The organism is Arthrobacter sp. Helios (assembly GCF_023167125.1).
Taxonomy (GTDB): Bacteria; Actinomycetota; Actinomycetes; order Actinomycetales; family Micrococcaceae; genus Arthrobacter_B; species Arthrobacter_B luteolus.
In genome coordinates, this window is sequence record NZ_CP095402.1 from 1,524,014 (window position 1) to 1,543,739 (window position 19,726).

17 protein-coding genes are annotated in these 19,726 nt (G+C 66.8%); 1 reads left to right on the top strand and 16 read right to left on the bottom strand.

What is annotated here, in order from left to right; genetic code table 11:
* Positions 1 to 34: 34 nt before the first annotated feature.
* From pyrF to pyrR, 7 genes are read right to left on the bottom strand one after another with little or no spacing between them, the layout of a single operon-like run.
* Positions 35 to 910: an orotidine-5'-phosphate decarboxylase gene (pyrF, locus tag ArtHe_RS06770; RefSeq protein ID WP_282568717.1), complete on the bottom strand. Its 876-nt coding sequence runs from the start codon at positions 908 to 910 to the stop codon at positions 35 to 37.
* The gene (gene carB, locus ArtHe_RS06775) at positions 903 to 4,199 is read right to left on the bottom strand and encodes a carbamoyl-phosphate synthase large subunit (RefSeq protein ID WP_248319306.1); all 3,297 of its coding nucleotides are present in this window, start codon (positions 4,197 to 4,199) and stop codon (positions 903 to 905) included. Before carB ends, pyrF begins: the two co-directional genes overlap by 8 nt.
* The gene (carA, locus tag ArtHe_RS06780) at positions 4,199 to 5,335 is read right to left on the bottom strand and encodes a glutamine-hydrolyzing carbamoyl-phosphate synthase small subunit (RefSeq protein ID WP_248319704.1); all 1,137 of its coding nucleotides are present in this window, start codon (positions 5,333 to 5,335) and stop codon (positions 4,199 to 4,201) included. Before carA ends, carB begins: the two co-directional genes overlap by 1 nt.
* 38 nt (positions 5,336 to 5,373) lie before the next feature.
* The gene (locus ArtHe_RS06785) at positions 5,374 to 5,892 is read right to left on the bottom strand and encodes a hypothetical protein (protein ID WP_248319308.1); all 519 of its coding nucleotides are present in this window, start codon (positions 5,890 to 5,892) and stop codon (positions 5,374 to 5,376) included.
* On the bottom strand, positions 5,880 to 7,220 hold the full coding sequence (locus ArtHe_RS06790) for a dihydroorotase (protein ID WP_248319705.1): 1,341 nt from the start codon (positions 7,218 to 7,220) through the stop codon (positions 5,880 to 5,882). Before ArtHe_RS06790 ends, ArtHe_RS06785 begins: the two co-directional genes overlap by 13 nt.
* 56 nt (positions 7,221 to 7,276) lie before the next feature.
* Entirely contained in the window at positions 7,277 to 8,275 is a 999-nt protein-coding gene (locus tag ArtHe_RS06795; RefSeq protein WP_248319310.1) for an aspartate carbamoyltransferase catalytic subunit, read from the bottom strand.
* Entirely contained in the window at positions 8,272 to 8,853 is a 582-nt protein-coding gene (pyrR, locus tag ArtHe_RS06800; RefSeq protein WP_066297548.1) for a bifunctional pyr operon transcriptional regulator/uracil phosphoribosyltransferase PyrR, read from the bottom strand. Before pyrR ends, ArtHe_RS06795 begins: the two co-directional genes overlap by 4 nt.
* Positions 8,854 to 8,966: 113 nt before the next feature.
* On the opposite strand from pyrR, the gene ArtHe_RS06805 reads away from it, so the two are divergent.
* Positions 8,967 to 10,163 carry a PrsW family intramembrane metalloprotease gene (locus ArtHe_RS06805; protein WP_248319312.1) on the top strand — a complete coding sequence of 399 codons (1,197 nt, stop codon included), beginning with the start codon at positions 8,967 to 8,969 and terminating at the stop codon, positions 10,161 to 10,163.
* A 113-nt stretch (positions 10,164 to 10,276) separates the two neighbouring features.
* On the opposite strand, the gene nusB is transcribed toward ArtHe_RS06805, so the two are convergent.
* The 9 genes from nusB to alaS all read right to left on the bottom strand — a co-directional run bounded on the left by nusB (position 10,277) and on the right by alaS (position 19,709).
* On the bottom strand, positions 10,277 to 10,687 hold the full coding sequence (gene nusB, locus ArtHe_RS06810; protein WP_066297545.1) for a transcription antitermination factor NusB: 411 nt from the start codon (positions 10,685 to 10,687) through the stop codon (positions 10,277 to 10,279).
* Complete coding sequence (efp, locus tag ArtHe_RS06815) at positions 10,684 to 11,247, bottom strand: elongation factor P (protein WP_191746517.1); 564 nt, start codon at positions 11,245 to 11,247, stop codon at positions 10,684 to 10,686. Before efp ends, nusB begins: the two co-directional genes overlap by 4 nt.
* A 113-nt stretch (positions 11,248 to 11,360) precedes the next feature.
* Complete coding sequence (gene aroB / locus ArtHe_RS06820; protein WP_248319313.1) at positions 11,361 to 12,482, bottom strand: 3-dehydroquinate synthase; 1,122 nt, start codon at positions 12,480 to 12,482, stop codon at positions 11,361 to 11,363.
* On the bottom strand, positions 12,482 to 12,997 hold the full coding sequence (locus tag ArtHe_RS06825; RefSeq protein WP_248319315.1) for a shikimate kinase: 516 nt from the start codon (positions 12,995 to 12,997) through the stop codon (positions 12,482 to 12,484). The genes aroB and ArtHe_RS06825 overlap by 1 nt, the downstream gene beginning before the upstream one ends.
* Positions 12,990 to 14,201: a chorismate synthase gene (gene aroC / locus ArtHe_RS06830; protein WP_248319316.1), complete on the bottom strand. Its 1,212-nt coding sequence runs from the start codon at positions 14,199 to 14,201 to the stop codon at positions 12,990 to 12,992. Before aroC ends, ArtHe_RS06825 begins: the two co-directional genes overlap by 8 nt.
* 32 nt (positions 14,202 to 14,233) lie before the next feature.
* Positions 14,234 to 15,112 carry a shikimate dehydrogenase gene (locus tag ArtHe_RS06835; RefSeq protein ID WP_248319318.1) on the bottom strand — a complete coding sequence of 293 codons (879 nt, stop codon included), beginning with the start codon at positions 15,110 to 15,112 and terminating at the stop codon, positions 14,234 to 14,236.
* Positions 15,113 to 16,441, bottom strand: coding sequence for an endolytic transglycosylase MltG (mltG, locus tag ArtHe_RS06840; protein WP_248319320.1), 1,329 nt, complete (start codon positions 16,439 to 16,441; stop codon positions 15,113 to 15,115).
* On the bottom strand, positions 16,438 to 17,007 hold the full coding sequence (ruvX, locus tag ArtHe_RS06845) for a Holliday junction resolvase RuvX (RefSeq protein ID WP_248319321.1): 570 nt from the start codon (positions 17,005 to 17,007) through the stop codon (positions 16,438 to 16,440). Before ruvX ends, mltG begins: the two co-directional genes overlap by 4 nt.
* A gap of 8 nt (positions 17,008 to 17,015) precedes the next feature.
* The gene (gene alaS, locus ArtHe_RS06850) at positions 17,016 to 19,709 is read right to left on the bottom strand and encodes an alanine--tRNA ligase (RefSeq protein WP_248319323.1); all 2,694 of its coding nucleotides are present in this window, start codon (positions 19,707 to 19,709) and stop codon (positions 17,016 to 17,018) included.
* Positions 19,710 to 19,726 lie beyond the last annotated feature (17 nt).

The following is a 19,726-nucleotide window of genomic DNA, read 5'->3' on the forward strand; positions in this document are numbered from 1 at the left end:
ACGGATACCGGCGGGGAAACCCCCGCCGGCACCGCTATGCGCGCGGCAGTCCTTCCAGTGTCCGTGCCGCCGCGGCCTGCAGCGACACCCGGTCCGGGCCGGCTTTGAGGATGTCCCGGCTCGACGTCGCCAGCACGTTGGCGTACGCGGCACCAAAGGTGCTCCGCAAATCCGCGCCGGTGGCTCCCTGGGCACCGAGCCCGGGCGCCAGAATCGGTGCGTTGGCGGCGGCCAGGTCAATCCCCAGGTCACCCAGCGCCGAGCCCACGGTTGCGCCGACCACCAGACCGGTGGAACCCAGCGTTACCGAGCCGGAGTTTTCCAGCGCAGCTGCGTCGACAATGCGGGCGGCCACCGAACGGTCAGCACCAACGTGCTGCACGGAGGCGCCCTCCGGGTTGGAGGTCAGTCCCAGGACGAAGACTCCGCGGCCGGTTCCGGCCGCCAGGTCCAGGGCCGGGCGCAGTGACTCGAATCCCAGGTACGGGCTGAGCGTCACCGAGTCGGCTGCCAGCGGGGATCCGTCCCGGAGCCACGCATCGGCATAGGCCGCCATGGTGGAGCCAATGTCCCCGCGCTTGGCGTCGGCGATGGACAGCACGCCGGCGTCCGTGCAGGCAGCCAGCAGCTTCTCCAGCACGGCCATGCCGGACGAGCCGTGCCGTTCAAAGAGCGCGACCTGAGGTTTCAGGGCGGCGGCCTGCTCCCCCACGGCGTCCAGCACCGTGAGGGAGAAGCGCTCCAGGCCCGCGGCGTCGTCGTTCAGTCCCCAGGCCGCCAGCAGGGCCGGATGCGGATCGATTCCGACGCACAGCGGGCCGCGGGTGTCCATGGCCGCCCGCAGGCGCGCACCGAAGGGTGCGCGCCCGGGGACCGCGTTATCATTGCCGCCAGCCTGCTGTTCAGGCACCGGCCGAAGCCTGCAGCTTGGCAGCGTATTCCTGCAGCGAGCAGACATCCCACTCGTAGGAGCGCATGGCTTCGATGGCCTGGACGGCGGCACCGAACTCGGAGACCGTGGTCATGACCGGGCAGCCGATCGAGGTGGCGGCGGCCCGGATTTCGTAGCCGTCTCCGCGGGCCTGGCCGCCGGACGGGGTGTTGATCACCATGTTGATGTCGCCCGCGGTGATCAGGTCCACCACGGTCCCCTCGCCGTCCGGTCCGCTGCCTTCGCCGACCTTGCGGACGGTGGTCGCCTGGATGCCGTTGCGGCGCAGTACGTCAGCGGTACCGCCCGTGGAGAGGATCTCGAAGCCGAGGTCCACCATGAGCTTCACCGGCATGATGATGGAGCGCTTGTCCCGGTTGGCGACCGAGACGAAGACCTTACCGGACGTGGGCAGCGCCGAGTTGGCTGCGGCCTGGGACTTCGCGAACGCGGTGTCGAAGTACTTGTCGATGCCCATGACTTCCCCGGTGGAACGCATTTCCGGGCCGAGCAGGGAGTCGACGACAGTGCCTTCGGGGGTGCGGAACCGGCTGAAGGGCAGCACGGCTTCCTTGACCGCCACGGGGGCGTCCAGCGGCAGGACCGAGCCGTCGCCGGTGGCCTTCAGCTTCCCGGCGGCACGCAGCTCCGCGATGGTGGTTCCCGTGCCGATCAGGGCGGCGGCCTTGGCCAGCTGCACGCCAGTCGCCTTGGAGACGAACGGGACGGTGCGGGAGGCCCGCGGGTTCGCTTCGATCACGTAGAGCACGTCCGAGGCCAGCGCGAACTGGATGTTGATCAGGCCGCGCACGCCCACGCCGGAGGCGATCGCACGGGTTGCTTCAACCACCCGGTCGATGACATCGGTGCCCAGGGTGATCGGAGGCAGCACACAGGATGAGTCGCCGGAGTGGATGCCGGCTTCCTCGATGTGCTCCATGATGCCGCCGACGTAAAGGTCGGTGCCGTCGAAGAGGGCGTCGACGTCGATCTCGATCGCGTCTTCCAGGAAACGGTCCACCAGGACCGGGTGGTCCGGGGTGATTTCCGTGGCGTTCATGATGTAGCGGGAGAGGTTGGCTTCGTCATAGACGATTTCCATGCCTCGGCCGCCAAGCACGTAGGAAGGGCGGACCAGGACGGGGTAGCCGATCTCGTCGGCAATCTTCTTCGCGTCGTCGAAGGACACGGCAGTGCCGTTCTTCGGGGCGATGAGTCCGCCTTCGTCCAGGACGCGTTGGAACGCGCCGCGGTGTTCGGCCAGGTCGATGGCTTCCGGCGAGGTGCCCAGGATCGGAATGCCGGCGTCGGCCAGGGCCTGTGCCAGCTTCAGCGGGGTCTGGCCGCCGAGCTGCACGAAGACGCCCAGCACACCGCCGGTGCGCTGCTCCGCGTAGATGACTTCCAGCACGTCTTCGAGCGTCAGCGGCTCGAAGTAGAGCCGGTCGGAGATGTCGTAGTCCGTGGACACGGTCTCCGGGTTGCAGTTGATCATCACGGTCTCGTGGCCGGCTTCGCGCAGGGCCATGGTCGCGTGGACGCAGGAGTAGTCGAATTCGATGCCCTGCCCAATCCGGTTGGGACCGGAACCGAGGATGATCACCGACGGCTTGGCGTGCTCCGCGACCTCGTCCTCTTCGTCGTAGGAGGAGTAGTGGTACGGGGTGTAGGCAGCGAATTCAGCGGCGCAGGTGTCCACGGTCTTGTAGACCGGGCGGATGCCCAGCACATGGCGGACGCCGCGGATCACGGACTCGGACTGGTTGGTCAGCTTCCCGATCTGTTCGTCGGAGAAGCCGTGCCGCTTGGCGAGCCGCAGGACGTCCTCGGTGACCTGGGGCGCGCTGCGGATCTCCTCGGCGACCTCATTGATCAGTTCAAGCTGGTCCAGGTACCACGGGTCAATGCCGGTGGCCGCGTAAAGCTGTTCGTTGGTGGCGCCGCCCAGCAGTGCCTGCTGGACCTGGGCCAGGCGGTCTGTGGTGGGCCGCTTGGCCGCCTCGATCAGGCCGGGAACATCGGCCGGGTCCACCGGGTCGAAGGTGAGCTGCGCGCCCTTCTGCTCCAGGGACCGCAGCGCCTTCTGCAGGGCTTCGGTGAAGTTGCGGCCGATCGCCATGGCTTCGCCGACCGACTTCATGGTGGTGGTCAGCGTGGGATCCGCTGCCGGGAACTTCTCGAACGCGAACCGCGGCACCTTCACGACGACGTAGTCCAGGGTCGGTTCGAAGGACGCCGGCGTCTTCTTGGTGATGTCGTTGGGGATTTCATCCAGCGTGTAGCCCAGCGAGAGCTTGGTGGCGATCTTGGCGATCGCGAAACCGGTGGCCTTCGAGGCCAGCGCCGAAGAACGCGAAACCCGGGGGTTCATTTCAATCACGACGACGCGGCCGGTGTCCGGCTCGATGGCGAACTGGATGTTGCAGCCGCCGGTGTCGACGCCGACTTCACGGATCACGGCGATCGCGATGTCACGCAGCTTCTGGTATTCGCGGTCGGTCAGCGTCATGGCCGGGGCGACGGTGATGGAGTCGCCGGTGTGCACGCCCACCGGGTCGAAGTTCTCGATGGAGCAGACGACAACGACGTTGTCGTTCTTGTCCCGCATCATCTCCAGTTCGTATTCCTTCCAGCCGAGGATGCTCTCTTCGAGCAGCACCTCGGAGGTCGGGCTGTACTGGATACCGGCGCCGGCGATGCGGCGCAGGTCTTCCGCGTTGTAGGCAAGACCGGAGCCGAGCCCGCCCATGGTGAAGGACGGACGGACGACCATCGGGTAGCCGAGCTTCTCGGCGGCTGCGAAGGCCTCATCCATGCTGTGCACAATGATTGATTCCGCGGATTCGGCACCGCAGCGCTCGACGACACCCTTGAACTTCTCCCGGTCCTCACCAAGCTCAATGGCTTCGATGTTCGCGCCGATGAGTTCCACGTTGTACTTCTCCAGCACACCGTTTTTATCCAGGGCAATTGCCGTGTTCAGCGCGGTCTGGCCGCCCAGGGTCGGCAGGACGGCGTCGGGGCGTTCCTTGGCGATGATCTTCTCGACCACCTCGGGGGTGATCGGCTCAACGTAGGTGGCGTCGGCGAACTCCGGGTCGGTCATGATGGTGGCCGGGTTGGAGTTGACCAGGATGACCCGCAGGCCTTCCTCCTTCAGGACGCGCAGGGCCTGCGTGCCTGAGTAGTCGAATTCGGCTGCCTGGCCAATAACGATCGGGCCGGAGCCGATCACCAGGACGGACTTGAGGTCGGTTCTGCGGGGCATTAGTTGGATTCCTTGTTCTTGCTGGCGGCCATCAGGTCGACGAAGCGGTCGAAGAGGTACGCGGAGTCGTGCGGGCCGGCGGCAGCCTCGGGGTGGTACTGGACGGAGAACGCGGGGATGTCCAGGCACGCCAGGCCCTCCACCACGTTGTCGTTGAGGCTGATGTGGCTGACTTCGACCTGCCCGAAGCGCGCTTCAGGCGCCGTGACCGGGCCGTCGAGCGGGGCGTCGACGGCGAAGCCGTGGTTCTGGCTGGTGATTTCCACCTTGCCGGTGCGGCGGTCCAGGACGGGCTGGTTGATGCCGCGGTGGCCGTAGGGCAGCTTGTAGGTGCCGAAGCCCAGCGCGCGGCCTAGGATCTGGTTGCCGAAGCAGATGCCGAAGAACGGCACTCCGGTGTCCAGGACATCGCGCAGGAGCTTGACCTGGTCATCCGCGGTGGCGGGGTCGCCGGGTCCGTTGGACATAAACACACCGTCCGGATTGACTGCCTGGACGTCGGCCAGGGTGGCGGAGGCTGGCAGGACCTGGACGCGCACACCGCGTTCCGCGAAGCGCACCGGGGTCATCGACTTGATGCCGAGGTCCAGGGCGGCGACGGTGAACAGCGGTTCCTTGTCCCAGCCGTGCGCAGCCGGTTCCACCGTGTAGGCAGCATCGATGCTGACTTCCTCGGCCAGCCGGGCGCCGGCCATGGATTCCTGGGCCTGCACGTCGGCGAGCAGCTCGGCATCGGTGCGGGCGGCAGCGTCCCCGGAGAAGATTCCGGCCTTCATGGCGCCGCGTTCGCGCAGGTGCCGGGTGATGGCACGGGTATCGACGCCGGAGATTCCAACGACCCCCTGGGCCTCGAGCTCTTCGTCCAGCGTCCGTTCCGAGCGCCAGTTGGAGGGCCGCCGGGCGGCGTCGCGGACGATGTAGCCGGCGACCCAGATGCGGCGGGACTCGGCGTCGTCGGTGTTCACACCGGTGTTGCCGATATGCGGGGCGGTCTGGACGACCAGCTGGCGGGCGTAGGAGGGATCGGTGATGGTCTCCTGGTACCCGGTCATGCCGGTGGCGAAGACGGCCTCGCCCAGGGCCGTTCCGGTTGCTCCGTAGCTGCGGCCGCGGAAGCTGCGGCCGTCCTCGAGCATAAGGACAGCTGTGGTCGGGGCGGGAGTTTGGTTCACTGTCACAGTTGTTCCTCGCTAGATGTTGCAGATGATTCCGGCAGCAGCGCCTTGATGGCCGAAACCAGGGGGGTTTTGGAGTCGGCTGACCGGGTGCGGAACCCGGTGTCGACGGTTTTGGGGCCGAGCTGCCAGGTCACCATGACCAGCCCGTCCTTTTCAACGAATTTGCCGGCCATGCCGCGCTCCAGACGGACGCCGCGCAGGTCAGTGCGGTCAATCCAGACGTCAGGGGCGCCGCTGCGGGCGAAAAAGAGGCCTTCCGGGAAGACGGCTGCGGTAGCAGTTGACTTCACCCCCAGGCCGTAGACGGCAACCCGGTCCAGCCAGTCTCCTGCCGTGGTGGTGGCGACGTACTGCCCGTCAGCCTGGAAACGGGGCATTGCCAGGTCGTCCGGGAGCGGGCGGGGCCGGGGAATATCTGATTGTCGGCGGCGGCGTCCCCGCCAGCCCAGGGCGAACAGTCCAAGCAGGACTGCGGCGCCGGCCAGCGTGCCGAGCAGGACCATCAGCCAATCCATGGTGTCTCCTCCGCGGCCGCGGCACGCGGTGTGTTCAAAGCGCCCTCGAGGACGGTGGGGTGGCCGGCAAAGAACGTGGCCCGGACCACGCCGGGCAGCTCCAGCCCTGCGTACGGACTGTTCCTGCCCATGGTTGCCATCTTATGTGGGTCCACCGTGCGGCGCGCAGCCGGGTCAACCAATATGACGTTGGCCGGTTCGCCCGCTTCCAGCGGCCTGCCCTGGCTCGTGACGCGGCCGATCCCGGCGGGGGCCGCGGACGTGACCCGGGCGAAGTCCGCCCAGGTCATCAGGCCGGTGTCGATCATGGTTGCCTGGACCACGGACAGTGCCGTTTCCAGTCCGGTCATGCCCATGGCGGCCTGCGCCCACTCGCATTCCTTGTGCTCGCTGGGGTGCGGAGCGTGGTCGGTGCCGACGATGTCGATGGTGCCGTCGGCCAGGCCGCGGCGCAGGGCTTCAACGTCGGATTCGGTGCGCAGCGGCGGGTTGACCTTGTACACCGGGTCGTAGCTTCGCACGGATTCGTCGGTCAGGAGCAGGTGGTGCGGGGTGACCTCAGCCGTGACGTTGATGCCGCGTTCCTTGGCCCAGCGGATGATTTCCACGGAACCGGCGGTGGAGACGTGGCACACGTGCAGGCGGGACCCGGTGTGCTGGGCCAGCAGGACGTCGCGGGCAATGATGGATTCCTCGGCCACGGCGGGCCAGCCGGGCAGGCCCAGTACGGCGCTGACGTCACCTTCGTGCATCTGGGCGCCCTCGGTCATCCGCGGTTCCTGGGCGTGCTGCGCGATCACCCCGTCGAACGCCTTGACGTATTCCAGGGCACGGCGCATCAGGATCGGGTCGTGGACGCACATTCCGTCATCGGAGAAGACCCGGACCCGGGCACGGGAGTCGGCCATGGCACCGAGTTCGGCCATCCGTTCTCCCTTGAGCCCCACGGTGACAGCGCCGACCGGGCGGACGTCGACCCAGCCGGACTTCAGGCCCAGGCTGTACACCTGTTCCACGACGCCGGCAGTGTCTGCGACGGGATTGGAGTTGGCCATGGCGTGCACGGAAGTGAACCCGCCCAGCGCGGCGGCGCGGGTACCCGTCTCGACTGTTTCGGCGTCTTCGCGGCCCGGTTCGCGCAGGTGGGTGTGCAGGTCCACCATGCCGGGGAGCGCGATGAGGCCCTCGGCGTCGATGACCAGGGCGCCTTCGGGGGCAGCGAGCTCCTGGCCGACGGCAGAAATCAGGCCGTCCTGGATCAGAAGGTCGGCGCGCTCATTCCCCAGCAGCGAGGCGCCGCGGATCAGATAGGTGCCGTTCGGGGACAGGGTCGGCTGTGCGGCCGGTGCGGGCGCTGCAGCAGTTGCAGTGTGTGTTGCGGTGTTCACTGTGCGGAAACTTCCTGTGGTGTTCGCTGGGAGCTGCCCTCGCCGGAGAGCAGGAGATAGAGGGCCGCCATCCGGACGGAAACGCCGTTGCTGACCTGGGCCAGGACGGTCGAACGCGGTGAATCGGCGGCGCGGGAGGATATCTCCAGCCCGCGGTTCATGGGACCGGGGTGCAGCAGGATCGTGTCGTCCAGGCCAAGGGAATCGAGCCGGTCCAGCCGGACATCGTCAAATCCCCAGCGGCGCGAGTATTCCCGGACGGTCGGGAAGAACGCCGAGTGCATGCGTTCTGCCTGGACCCGGAGCATCATGACAGCGTCGGGTCTGGTCTCCAGGGTTTCATCGAGTGAGTAGCTGACCTTGCACGGCCAGGATTCCACACCGAAGGGCAGCAGGGTGGGCGGGGCCACGAGCGTTACGTCGGCACCGAGGGTCTTGAGCAGCCAGAGGTCGGAGCGCGCCACCCGCGAGTGCAGGATGTCCCCGACGATCGCCACGCGCATCCCGGACAGGTCGGTGCCCTGGGACGGAGTACCATGCAGCCGGGCCCAGTGCCGGCGCATGGTGAAGGCGTCCAGCAGTGCCTGGGTGGGATGCTCATGCGTCCCGTCGCCGGCGTTGAGGACTGCGGCGTCGATCCAGCCGGAGTTGGCCAGCCGTGCCGGAGCGCCGGACGCGCCGTGGCGGATGACGACGGCGTCCGCACCGATGGCGGCAAGGGTCTGGGCGGTGTCCTTGAGCGATTCGCCCTTGGAGACCGAGGAACCCTTCGCCGAGAAGTTGATGACATCTGCGGAGAGGCGCTTGGCAGCAGCCTCGAAGGAAATCCTGGTGCGGGTGGAGTCTTCGAAGAACAGGTTGACGACTGTCCGGCCGCGCAGTGCGGGAAGCTTCTTCACTTCCCGCTCCCCTACTGCGGCCATGGCCTCCGCGGTGTCCAGGATGGAAATCGCATCCTGGTGTGAGAGGTCCAGGGTGGAGAGCAGGTGCTTCATACAGTGCCTTCGATCACGACTTCGTCTGCGGCGGGCAGGTCGGTTTCGACCAGCCGGACCCGGACCTTTTCCACGGCGGCGGTGGGCAGGTTCTTGCCCACATGGTCAGCGCGGATGGGCAGTTCACGGTGCCCGCGGTCAACGAGGACGGCAAGGCGCACGGCGCGGGGACGTCCAAGGTCGACCAGCGCGTCGAGAGCGGCCCGGATGGTGCGCCCGGAGTAAAGCACGTCGTCCACCAGGACGACGACTTTGCCGTCAATGCCGCTGGGCGGCAGTTCGGTGGGATACGGGGGCCGGGTGGGCTGGTGAGCGAGGTCGTCACGGAACATCGTGACGTCGAGCTGCCCGGTGATTGCGGCGGCGTCCACGGACGGATCGGCGGCGGCTATCTTGGCGGCCAGGCGACGGGCCAGAGGATATCCGCGGCGCGGAATACCCATCAGGACAAGGTCGGTGCCACCCTTGTTCGCCTCGAGGATTTCGTGGGCGATCCGCGTCAGGGCGCGGTCAATATCAGCTGAAGCCAGAACGGTGCGGGCAGGCGCGGGGGCCTGCGTGGGATCACTAAGATCCATATTCTGCTTCCTCCTTCCCCGCCTCACAGGACGGACTTAAAGGTTGAATGCCCTTCAAAGCTATCACAGCGGGCGGGCCCGGATATTGTTGGGTCCATGACAGGCAACCGTTCATGATTTCCCAGCCCGGACCGGGGCTCTCAGGCCTGCCCGGGGAGCCTGCTGACAGCATCGCGCCCCTTCATATGCCCTCCGGATCCCGGGCCGGGAACGGCACTGTAATTAATGTGCTGCTCATCACGGCCGCCGCGGTGGTGGTGGTACTGGTCGGGTTCTTCCTGTTCGCCGCGCTGGGCAGCGAAGCGTTCATCCTGTGCGGCTTCCTGGCACTGATTCCACTGGGCATCTGCCTGCTGGGACTGCATTGGATTGACCGGTGGGAGCCGGAACCGCGGGCCGCCCTGCTGTTCGCTTTCCTTTGGGGCGCAGGGGTCTCCGTGGCCATCACCGTCCTGCTGGGGAGCATGGTGAATGAGGTCCTGATGACGCTGCTGCCGCTGACCCCGGCGGATGTCATTGCCACAGTGGTGCAGGCCCCGCTGGTCGAAGAGGCGGCCAAAGGCCTGGGGGTCCTGATCCTGGTTTTTGCGCGGCGCAGCCATTTCGACGGCCCGCTCGACGGAATCGTTTATGCGGGCACCATCGGCGCCGGTTTCGCCTTCACGGAGAACATTCTCTACTTCAGTGCCGCGCTCTTCGAAACCGGCGGTGTCAGTCTGCAGCTGGGCTTCGTGTTCGTGCTCCGCGGACTGTTCTCCCCCTTCGCCCACGTGCTCTTCACCGCGGCGGTGGGACTGGCCCTGGGCCTCGCCGTCCGGAAGCCGGGCGGTGCGCGGATCCTGGTGGGCTTCACCGCCGGCCTGGCCGCCGCGGTTCTGGGACACATGTTCTGGAACGGCGGTATGGCGCTGGTTTATGACGATTTCTTCCTGTTCTACTTCCTGCTCCAGGTGCCGCTGTTCGTCCTGGCCCTGGCCGGCGTGGCGTATCTGCGCCGCGCGGAGCAGCGGCTGACTCGGGCGCGGCTGGGCGAATACGCGGCGGCCGGCTGGTTCACCCCTGCGGAGGTGGAGATGCTCGCCACCCGGTCCGGCCGGCGGCAGGCCCTGCGCTGGGCCGGCAGCTTCGGGGCCAAGCCTCCCATGCGGACCTTCATCCGCGACGCGACCCACCTGGCGCTGACCCGGCAGCAGCTGGTGAACGGGCGCGACCCCCGCATGAATGCCGCCCGTGAAGAGCGGATCCTGGCGGGGCTGATCCGGACCCGCGCCGTTCTCCTGCAGACTGCAGGCACGGCCCGGCGCTCCTGACCGCTCCCCGGCATGCGCGGTGCGGCCGGTCCTCCCGCCGGGCAGCACAATGCCCGGCAGGAGAACCTGCCGGGCATTGGAAGTCAGGATGCTGGGGTCTAACTGAACGGCGCTTAGGCCAGCAGCGAGTCCTTGAGCTGGTGCAGCCGGCCAAGCAGCCCGTTGATGAATGCGGGTGATTCATCGGTGGAGAGGGTCTTGGCCAGTTCGACGGCTTCGCTGATGGCGACCTTGTCCGGAACGTCATCGTTGTAGAGCAGCTCCCAGCTGCCGATACGCAGGATGATGCGGTCAACGGCCGGCATCCGGTCCAGTGCCCAGCCCTGCGAGTAGGTGCTCAGGAACTCGTCAATCTGAGCCTGCTTGGCAATAACCCCTTCCACCAGGTCCATGGTGTACGGGTTAATGACCTGGTCCGTCTGCTCCCGGCGGGAGCGGAGGGACTCAAGCGGAGACATGGATCGCTGTTCCGCTTCGAAGAGCACTTCGAGTGCCCTGGTCCGGGCTTTACTGCGTGCACTCACTCGTTAACGCGTCCCAGGTAGTCGCCGGTGCGGGTATCAACCTTGACCTTGGTGCCCTGTTCCAGGAACAGCGGAACCTGGATTTCGTAGCCGGTTTCCACGGTGGCGGGCTTGGTGCCGCCGGTGGAGCGGTCGCCCTGCAGGCCCGGCTCGGTGTACGTGATTTCCAGGACCACCGAAGCCGGCAGTTCGATGTAAAGGGGGGAACCCTCGTGGATGGCGATGGTGACCATCATGGACTCGAGCATGAAGTTGGCGTAGTCGCCGACGATTGCGCCCGGTACGGTGAGCTGGTCGTAGTCCGACGTGTCCATGAACACGTAGTCGTCGCCGTCCTTGTACAGGTACTGGTAATCGCGGCGGTCAACAGTAGCAGTCTCGATCTTGATGCCGGCGTTGAACGTCTTGTCGACGACCTTGCCTGAACGGACGTTGCGCATTTTGGTACGGACGAACGCACCACCCTTGCCCGGCTTTACGTGCTGGAACTCAATGATGCTCCAGAGGTTGCCTTCAAGCTTCAGCACCGTGCCGTTCTTGATGTCGTTGGTCGTTGCCACAGTTTCTCTTTCGTCGTTTCGCGTAACTACGTGTCTTGTCCGTCGACCATTCTACCTGTTCGGCGAATCCATACACGCTCCGCAGGGCGCGGCCGGAGACGGAACACTCGGCGCTACAGGCTGAGCCGGATCCCGCCGTCGGGCTCGGATGCGATCTCCTGGTATGCAGCGAACAGCAGCGAGGTGTCCGGCACTTCCAGGATGGAGGGTTTGGCCAGGCCGTCCAGGACAACAAAGCGCAGCAGGTCACCGCGGGATTTCTTGTCCCGGCGCATGCCGTCCAGCAGGGCGCTCCAGCGGTCCTTCCGGTAGGTGACCGGCAGGCCGAGGGAGGTGAGGACGGCCTTGTGCCGGTCGGCCGTGGCATCGTCCAGCCGGCCGACCATCCGGCCGAGCTCGGCCGCAAAGACCAGGCCCACGGAGACCGCTGCGCCGTGCCGCCACTGATAGCGTTCGGCCAGTTCGATCGAATGGCCCAGGGTGTGGCCGTAGTTCAGGAATTCCCGCCGTCCGGCTTCGCGCAGGTCACCGGAAACAACCTCGGCCTTGACCCGGACAGCGCGTTCGACCAGCTCGCGGACAACGTCCGAGCTTCCATCGGCAACCGCTTCGGGATTGGCTTCGATCAGGTCCAGGATCTCCGGGTCGGCAATGAAGCCGCACTTGACGACCTCAGCCATCCCGCTGAGCAGCTCATTTTTCGGCAGGGAACCCAGCGCATCGAGGTCCGCCAGGACTCCGGCGGGCGGGTGGAACGCGCCAACCAGGTTTTTGCCCTCGGCCGTGTTGATCCCGGTCTTGCCGCCGACGGAGGCGTCCACCATGCCGAGCAGGCTGGTGGGGACGTGCACTACCTTGATGCCGCGCAGCCAGGTGGCGGCGACGAAACCGGCGACGTCGGTGACGGCGCCGCCGCCCACGGCGACGACTGCGTCGGAGCGGGTGAAGTCGTTCTGGCCCAGAACCTGCCAGCAGAAGGACGCGACCTGGATGTGCTTGCCCTCTTCGGCGTCGGGGATTTCCGCCGTAAGCGCGGTCAGGCCGGCCGCTGCCAGTTCGTCCCGGACCGTGTCACCCGTGGTGCGCAGGGCACGCGGGTGGATCACCAGGACGCGGCGGACCCGCTCCCCCAGCATGCCGGGCAGGCGGCCGAGCAGGCCGTTGCCGATGACGACGTCGTAGTTTTCGGCGGGCTTGTCGCCCGTCACCTTGATAATGGTGGGTTCAGCGGGCATTAGCGTTCTCCTTCGTCCAGGGCGGCGGTGATACGTTCCACGACTTCCGGAACGGCCAGTCCCCTGGTGTCTATAACAATGTCTGCCAGCGTTTCATAAAGCGGGCGGCGAGCCTCGGCCAGCGCGGACCAGCGGGCTACCGGGTCTCCGGCCAGGAGCGGCCGGTGGCCGGAACGCGAAATCCGCGGCAGGACGGTATCCAGGTCGGTGTCCAGGAAGACCACGGTCGCGCGCTGCAGGAGCTGCTGCGTTCCGGCGTCCAGCACCGCACCTCCCCCCAGCGAGACCACGGACCGGACCGGTGAGTCCAGCGCACCGGCGACGGCGCGGGCCTCCACCTCACGGAAGTACGCTTCGCTGTGGCTGGCGAAAATTTCCGGGATGGGCCCGTGCTCCTCCACCACCACCTGATCGGTGTCCACATAGGGCAGTCCATGCCGGGAAGCGAAGGACCGGCCGACAACTGACTTGCCGGCGGCCATCAGCCCGATCAGGACCAGATGCTTCTCAGGCACCGGTGCCGGTGCCGGTTGATCCGAGGGATGCCGGGATGTTCTCGAGGTACGTGCGCAGGTTGCGGGCAGTTTCAGCCACGGAATCGCCGCCGAACTTCTCGGTGACGGCTTCGGCCAGGACCAGGGCGACCATCGCCTCGGCGACGACGCCGGCTGCCGGCACGGCGCAGACATCGGAGCGCTGGTGGTGTGCCCGTGCGGGTGCACCGGTGCTGACATCGATGGTCTTGAGTGCCCGGGGCACAGTGGCGATGGGCTTCATCGCAGCGCGGACCCGCAGGACTTCACCGATGCTCATGCCGCCTTCGATTCCGCCGGCCCGGTTGCCGGAGCGGATCACCTGGCCCTCTTCGTCCTGCAGGATTTCGTCGTGGGCGGCCGATCCGCGGCGCGTGGCAGTCAGGAAACCGTCGCCGACCTCGACGCCCTTGATCGCCTGGATGCCCATCAGGGCCCCGGCGATCCTGGCGTCCAGGCGGCGGTCCCAGTGCACGTAGCTGCCAAGTCCCGGCGGCAGTCCGTAGGCAAGGACCTCCACCACGCCGCCGAGGGTCTCGCCCTCCTTGTGGGCGGCGTCCACCTCGGCAACCATCGCTTCGGTGACGGCGGGGTCGAAGCAACGCATGGGATTCGCGTCCAGGGCAGCGACGTCGGTGGGCACGGGCAGGGCCGCCCCTTCCGGCGAAGCCACTGCGGCGATGCCCACGGTGTGGCTGACAAGTTCAATGCCGAGTTCCTTCAGGAACGCGGCGGCGACGGCGCCAAGGGCAACCCGGGCTGCCGTTTCCCGGGCACTGGCCCGCTCCAGGACGGGGCGTGCCTCATCGAAGCCGTACTTCTGCATACCGGTGAAGTCTGCGTGGCCGGGGCGGGGCCGCGTGAGGGGCGCGTTACGGGCCTGGTCGGCCAGGATTTCCGGGTCCACCGGGTCAGATGCCATGATCTGTTCCCATTTGGGCCACTCAGTGTTGGCGATCTCAATGGCGATGGGACCGCCCTGGGTCACGCCGTGGCGCACACCACCAAGGATCCGGACCTCGTCCTGTTCGAACTTCATCCTGGCACCGCGGCCGTAACCAAGCCGCCGGCGGGCCAGGGCCTCCTGGATGGACGGCGTGCTCACTTCGACGCCGGCGGGGACGCCCTCAACAATTCCAACCAGTGCAGGCCCATGGGACTCACCGGCGGTCAACCAACGCAACATGGCTTCAATACTGCCATGTCCTGCCGGGGGCTTCAGCGCGGAGGCAGCCCCACTGCGTCACACATCACGTTTATGACGGCATCTTCGTCGCGGAAGGCATCCCCCGTGAAAAGGCGCACCTGTTCCACCGCCTGGTAGAGAAGCATTTCCAGCCCGGGCACGATCGTTCCGCCGGCGGCCTGCCAGGCGCCGGCAATGGCACTGGGCCAGGGATCGTAGGCAGCGTCCAGCAATACCGCGCCGCCGCGCCGGCAGTCCAAGGCCGCGAACTCGCCGGCAATCCCGTCCGCGCCGTGCGGCGGGAGGGTGCAGATGACGACGTCGGCTTCCGCACAGGCCGCGGCGGCAGCGTCCCAGCCGTGCAGCACCACCTCAGTGCCCAGCCGGCCGCCCACTTCCCGGACTGCCGGCTGGCCGCCGGCCTCGCCCCGGAAACTGCGGGCGTAAATGTCCACACTGGTGCAGCCTAATTCTGTCAGGGCCGCCACGGCAGCTGTTGCGGTGCCGCCGGCACCGAGTACAGCCGCCCGGGGTGCGTGAGCGGCACCCGCATGCCGCAGGGCGTTGACCAGCCCTGCGACATCCGTGTTCCACCCGGTCAGCACCGGGCCGCCGGGGCCTGGTTCAAATGTGACCGTATTGATCACTCCCAGCGCCTGGGCCAGCGGATCCAGTTTGTCCACGGCCGCGGCCATGGCGCTCTTCAGCGGCATGGTGACGGACAGGCCGTTCCATCCCGGCTCCTGCCGGACCGCCGCCGCGAAGTCCGCGGCGGCTCCCTCTTCAACATCGATTGCATCGTAGGCACAGTCGAATTTCAGGTACCCGTAGGCAGCCCGGTGAAGCTCAGGCGAGCGGGAGTGTCCGATGGGATGCCCAAGGACCGCCGCACGGCGGGTGTTCGCAGGCAACTACTCGCACCTTCCGGCTTCCTGGGTGCCGCACCACTCCTGGTACTCGCCGACATAGCGGGCGTGTTCGGCCAAGGTCGAGGAGAACTTGGTCTCACCGGTGTCCAGGTTGACGGTGACCCAGTAGAAGAACGGGACATCGGCAGGATGGGCAGCCGCGTCGATCGCCTCAACGCTCGGCGAACCGATCGGCCCCACGGGCAGTCCGCGGTTCGCGTAGGTGTTGTACCGGTTGGCGGTATCTGCCTTCTCTTCCGGCGTGAGGTTGTAGCTCTTGCGGCCCAGCCCGTAGGTCACGGTCGCATCGGACTGGATCAGCCCGTTGGTTTCCGTGTTGTCGGCGCGGAGCCGGTTTTCGATCGCTCCGGCAACCTTGTCGTAATCCGCTTCGCCTGCTTCGGCCTGGATAATGCTGGCCTTGGTCAGGACGTCGTACTGGGCGGCGGGATCGCTGACACCGGTTTCTTCGAGGGCGGCGAATGCGTTATCCACCATCTCGGTGACGATTTCCGTGGCAGTGATATCAACCGGGAAACGGTATTCACCCGGGAACAGGTACCCTTCCAGGCTCACGGCCTTTTCCGGCAGGCCGAAGTCCTGCGGTTTGGCTGCGAGGGCCTCAAACTCCGCCAGCGGAATTCCCGTGGAAGAAACCAGGATGTCAAAGGTTTCGCTTTGGCGCAGGTCCCGGGCGACCGCGGCATAATGAACCGCGGATCCGCCGTCACCAAGCAGTGCGGAAACGGCGCCGGAGGCGGACATCTGCTGGCGCATCTCATAGGTGCCGGGCTGGATTTCGCGCCCGTCGGCTTCCTGCTGGAAGACTTCAACGAACTTTTTGCTGGTGGCCACGATGTCCTGGGCAACAAGGTTGTCCCCGATCAGCAGCGGCCCCTCACCCGGGTGGACCACAAAGGAAACTGATCCCTCGCCCGGTCCCGGGTAGTCCTTGGTCTCGTTCATCCCGAGCAGGTCCCGCAGGAAGAGCGTGAGGCCGAAGACGACGCCGGCAAAAACGGCCAGGACGACGACCATCACCAGAGTGCGGCGGCGGCGCCTGCGCTGCTTGTCCCGGGACGGCCGGCGGCTGCGCCGGCTGGGTGGTTCCTCGGCGAAGAAGGTCTGGACCACGGGGGCGGGCTCGTAGCCGTGGTCCGCAGCGCGGTGCTGGCCACCTTCGTAAACACCGGCGTCTGCATACGCGTCCTGGTGGCCATGGACTGGATCAAACTCGTGCGCAGGAACATCGTCGCCGGCGTAGCCGCCGGCGCTTGGACTGGATTCCGGTTCCTGCCCCGGCGGACGATGCTCGGGATACCTGTGGCTCACGGCGCGGAATCGCTTTCGGGGCGGCTGTCCTCGGAAATAGTAAGCTCCTCGTCTGGGGCCGGAGCCGCGGATCGCGTGCTCCGGCGAAATGTGACCGATGCCCCCACATCGCGTCCAAGGGAACGCTGCATGTCAATGGCCTGCTGCAATATACCCACAGCGGCCACTTGGTCTACCACTCTACGGTGATTTCTGGTGTCCAAGCCAGCTTCTCTTAGCGAGCGGTGGGCACTGACCGTGCTCAGCCGCTCGTCAATCAGGCGCACCGGGACGTCCAGGCCGGCCCGGTCGAGTGCTTCGGCAAGGACCTGTGCGTAGCCGCGGGCCATCTCCGTTGAGGCGGTTTCCGTGCCGCGCATGCTCTGCGGCAGGCCCACGAAAACCTCTACTGCACCCCGTTCGGCGGCCTCCCGGACCAGCACGGCGATATCGCTGTTTTTCTTCGCGTCACGTTTGAGCGTCCGGACGGGCGTTGCCAGGAGGCCGTCGGGGTCGCAGGAAGCGACCCCGACGCGCGCCAGTCCAACGTCTACGCCGAGCTTTGGTCCGCGCGGATAGTCGGCCATCGCCGGTGCTAGCCCCGGTTCGCCACCGCGGCGCGGATGGCAGTCAGGGCTTCGGACACCTTTGAGGCGTCGGTTCCGCCGCCCTGGGCGACGTCGTCCTTGCCTCCGCCGCCGCCACCGAGGACACCGGCAGCGGTCTTCACCAGCGCACCGGCCTTCACACCCGCGGAACGCGCGGCCTCGTTGGTGGCCACGATGACTACGGGCCGGCCGTTGGCAGCACCGGCGGCGGCAACCACAGCGGCTTCGCTGCCGAGCCGGGACCGCAGGTCCAGTGCCAGGGTCCGCAGGTCGTCGGCACCGGAGACGGTGCCGGCGTCGTGCGCCAGGAGACGGACGCCGTCAATGTCGACGGCGGTGCCCACCAGGGCTGCGGCCGAGGCAGCCAGCTGCTCGCGGCGCAGGCGCTCCAGTTCCTTCTCCACCTGCTTGAGCTTGGCCAGGGTTGCGGCCACCCGCTCCGGCAGCTGCACCGAGGGAACCTTCAGCAGATCGGAGAGCTCGTTCACGAGGGCGCGCTCAGCGGCGAGGTGCCGGAAGGCGTCCATACCAACGAAGGCTTCCACACGGCGGTTTCCGGATCCGACCGACTGTTCGCCGAGCAGGGTCAGGCTGCCGATCCGGGAGGTCGAATCCACGTGCGTACCGCCGCAGAGCTCACGGGACCAGTCGCCGTCGATCTCCACCACCCGGACGTTGTCCCCATAGGCTTCACCGAACAGTGCCATGGCACCGAGGGCCTTGGCTTCTGCCAGCGGCATGACCTTGGTTTCGACCTTGTGGTTGTTGCGGATCGCCAGGTTGGAGACCTCTTCGATTTCCGACTTCGCGGCATCGGACAGGCCTTCGCCCCAGGAAAAGTCGAAGCGCAGGTAGCCGGCCTTGTTGAAGGAGCCGCGCTGCAGGGCCTCCGGGCCGAGGATCTGGTGCAGGGCGGCATGCACGATGTGCGTGCCGGAGTGCGCCTGCTCAGCGGCGTGCCGCTGCTCGGCGTCCACTGCTGCCAGGGCCAGGGCGCCGGCGGAGATTTCGCCTTCCCGCACGATCGCCTTATGCACGGTCAGGCCCTTGACGGGGCGCTGGACGTCGGAGACCTCAAGCACGAAGCCGTCACCGGTGATGAGCCCGACGTCGGCCGCCTGGCCGCCAGCCTCGGCGTAGAACGGTGTTTCGTTCAGCACCAGCTGGATTTCGGAGCCCGGGCCGGCGTGGGAGACGGATTCCCCGTTGGCGATGATGCCGCGGACGGCGGATTCGGTGGTCAGCTCGTCGTAGCCGGTGAAGACGGTCTGTCCGGCACGGAGGAGTTCGTTGAAGACCGAAACATCGGAGTGGCCGTGCTTCTTGCCCCGGGCGTCGGCCTGGGCGCGCTGGCGCTGTTCCTGCATCAGGGAGCGGAACCCGGCCTCATCCACCTTGAGCCCGGCCTCTTCTGCCATTTCCAGGGTCAGGTCGATCGGGAAGCCGTAGGTGTCGTGGAGCGCGAAGGCATCCTCGCCGGAGAGCGGACGGCCGGCTGCCTTGGACTCCTGCACAGCGGCGTCGAGCCGCTCGGTGCCGGAGGCGATGGTGCGCAGGAACGCCTTTTCCTCGGCGTAGGCGATGCGGGAGATCCGGGCGAAGTCGGTTTCAACCTCGGGGTAGGTTCCCTTCATCGCGTCCCGGGATACCGGCAGCAGCTCCGGCAGCACAGCGGTTTCGACGCCGAGCAGGCGCATGGCCCGCACGGCACGGCGGATCAGGCGGCGCAGCACGTAGCCGCGGCCTTCGTTGGAGGGGGTCACACCGTCGGAAATCAGCATCAGGGCGGAGCGGATGTGGTCGCCGACAACACGCATCCGGACGTCGTCAGTGTGGTGCGGGTCCGACGGGTCTTCGGCGGAGGTGTACTCCTTGCCGGCGAGCTCTGCGGCCTTGTCCAGCACCGGACGGACCTGATCGGTCTCGTACATGTTTTCCACGCCCTGCAGGATCATCGCAAGGCGTTCCAGGCCGAGGCCGGTGTCGATGTTCTTCTGCGGCAGTTCGCCGGCAACATCGAAGTCGGTCTTGGAGCGGACGGCGGAGAGCTGGTACTGCATAAAGACCAGGTTCCAGATTTCGATGTACCGGGTCTCGTCGACGGCCGGGCCGCCTTCCTGGCCGTAGGCCGGACCGCGGTCATAGTAGATCTCGGAGCAGGGCCCGCCCGGACCGGCCTGGCCGGTGGTCCAGTAGTTGTCTTCCTTGCCGGTGCCGATGATCCGCTCGTTCGGCACACCAATCTTGTCCCGCCAGATGGCACGGGCCTCGTCGTCGCGCTCGTCGCCGTCCTGGTAGACGGTGACCCAGAGACGTTCAGGATCCAGCCCGTAACCGCCGTCTTCCACCGGGCTGGTGAGCAGCTCCCAGGCGAAGGTGATGGCCTCTTCCTTGAAGTAATCACCGAAGGAGAAGTTTCCGGCCATCTGGAAGAAGGTGCCGTGGCGGGCAGTCTTGCCGACCTCTTCGATGTCGGCGGTGCGGATGCACTTCTGGACGCTGGTCGCCCGGTTGTACGGCGGCGTCTCCCGGGCGGTCAGGTACGGGATGAAGGGCACCATGCCGGCGACCGTGAAGAGCAGCGACGGGTCATTGGAAACGAGCGACGCGGAGGGAACGACCGTGTGGCCCTTCCGGCTGAAGAAATCCAGCCAGCGGCGTGCAATCTCGTGGGACTTCATGGTGTTTCTTACCCTTC

What these genes read in the sequence shown, in the direction of transcription:
- carB (WP_248319306.1), bottom strand. Translation starts at nt 4,199, where the DNA reads ATGCCCCGCAGAACCGACCTCAAGTCCGTCCTGGTGATCGGCTCCGGC.
- carA (WP_248319704.1), bottom strand. Translation starts at nt 5,335, where the DNA reads ATGCTCGAGGACGGCCGCAGCTTCCGCGGCCGCAGCTACGGAGCAACC.
- ArtHe_RS06785 (WP_248319308.1), bottom strand. Translation starts at nt 5,892, where the DNA reads ATGGATTGGCTGATGGTCCTGCTCGGCACGCTGGCCGGCGCCGCAGTC.
- ArtHe_RS06795 (WP_248319310.1), bottom strand. Translation starts at nt 8,275, where the DNA reads ATGAAGCACCTGCTCTCCACCCTGGACCTCTCACACCAGGATGCGATT.
- pyrR (WP_066297548.1), bottom strand. Translation starts at nt 8,853, where the DNA reads ATGGATCTTAGTGATCCCACGCAGGCCCCCGCGCCTGCCCGCACCGTT.
- ArtHe_RS06805 (WP_248319312.1), top strand. Translation starts at nt 8,967, where the DNA reads ATGATTTCCCAGCCCGGACCGGGGCTCTCAGGCCTGCCCGGGGAGCCT.
- aroB (WP_248319313.1), bottom strand. Translation starts at nt 12,482, where the DNA reads ATGCCCGCTGAACCCACCATTATCAAGGTGACGGGCGACAAGCCCGCC.
- aroC (WP_248319316.1), bottom strand. Translation starts at nt 14,201, where the DNA reads ATGTTGCGTTGGTTGACCGCCGGTGAGTCCCATGGGCCTGCACTGGTT.
- ruvX (WP_248319321.1), bottom strand. Translation starts at nt 17,007, where the DNA reads ATGGCCGACTATCCGCGCGGACCAAAGCTCGGCGTAGACGTTGGACTG.
- alaS (WP_248319323.1), bottom strand. Translation starts at nt 19,709, where the DNA reads ATGAAGTCCCACGAGATTGCACGCCGCTGGCTGGATTTCTTCAGCCGG.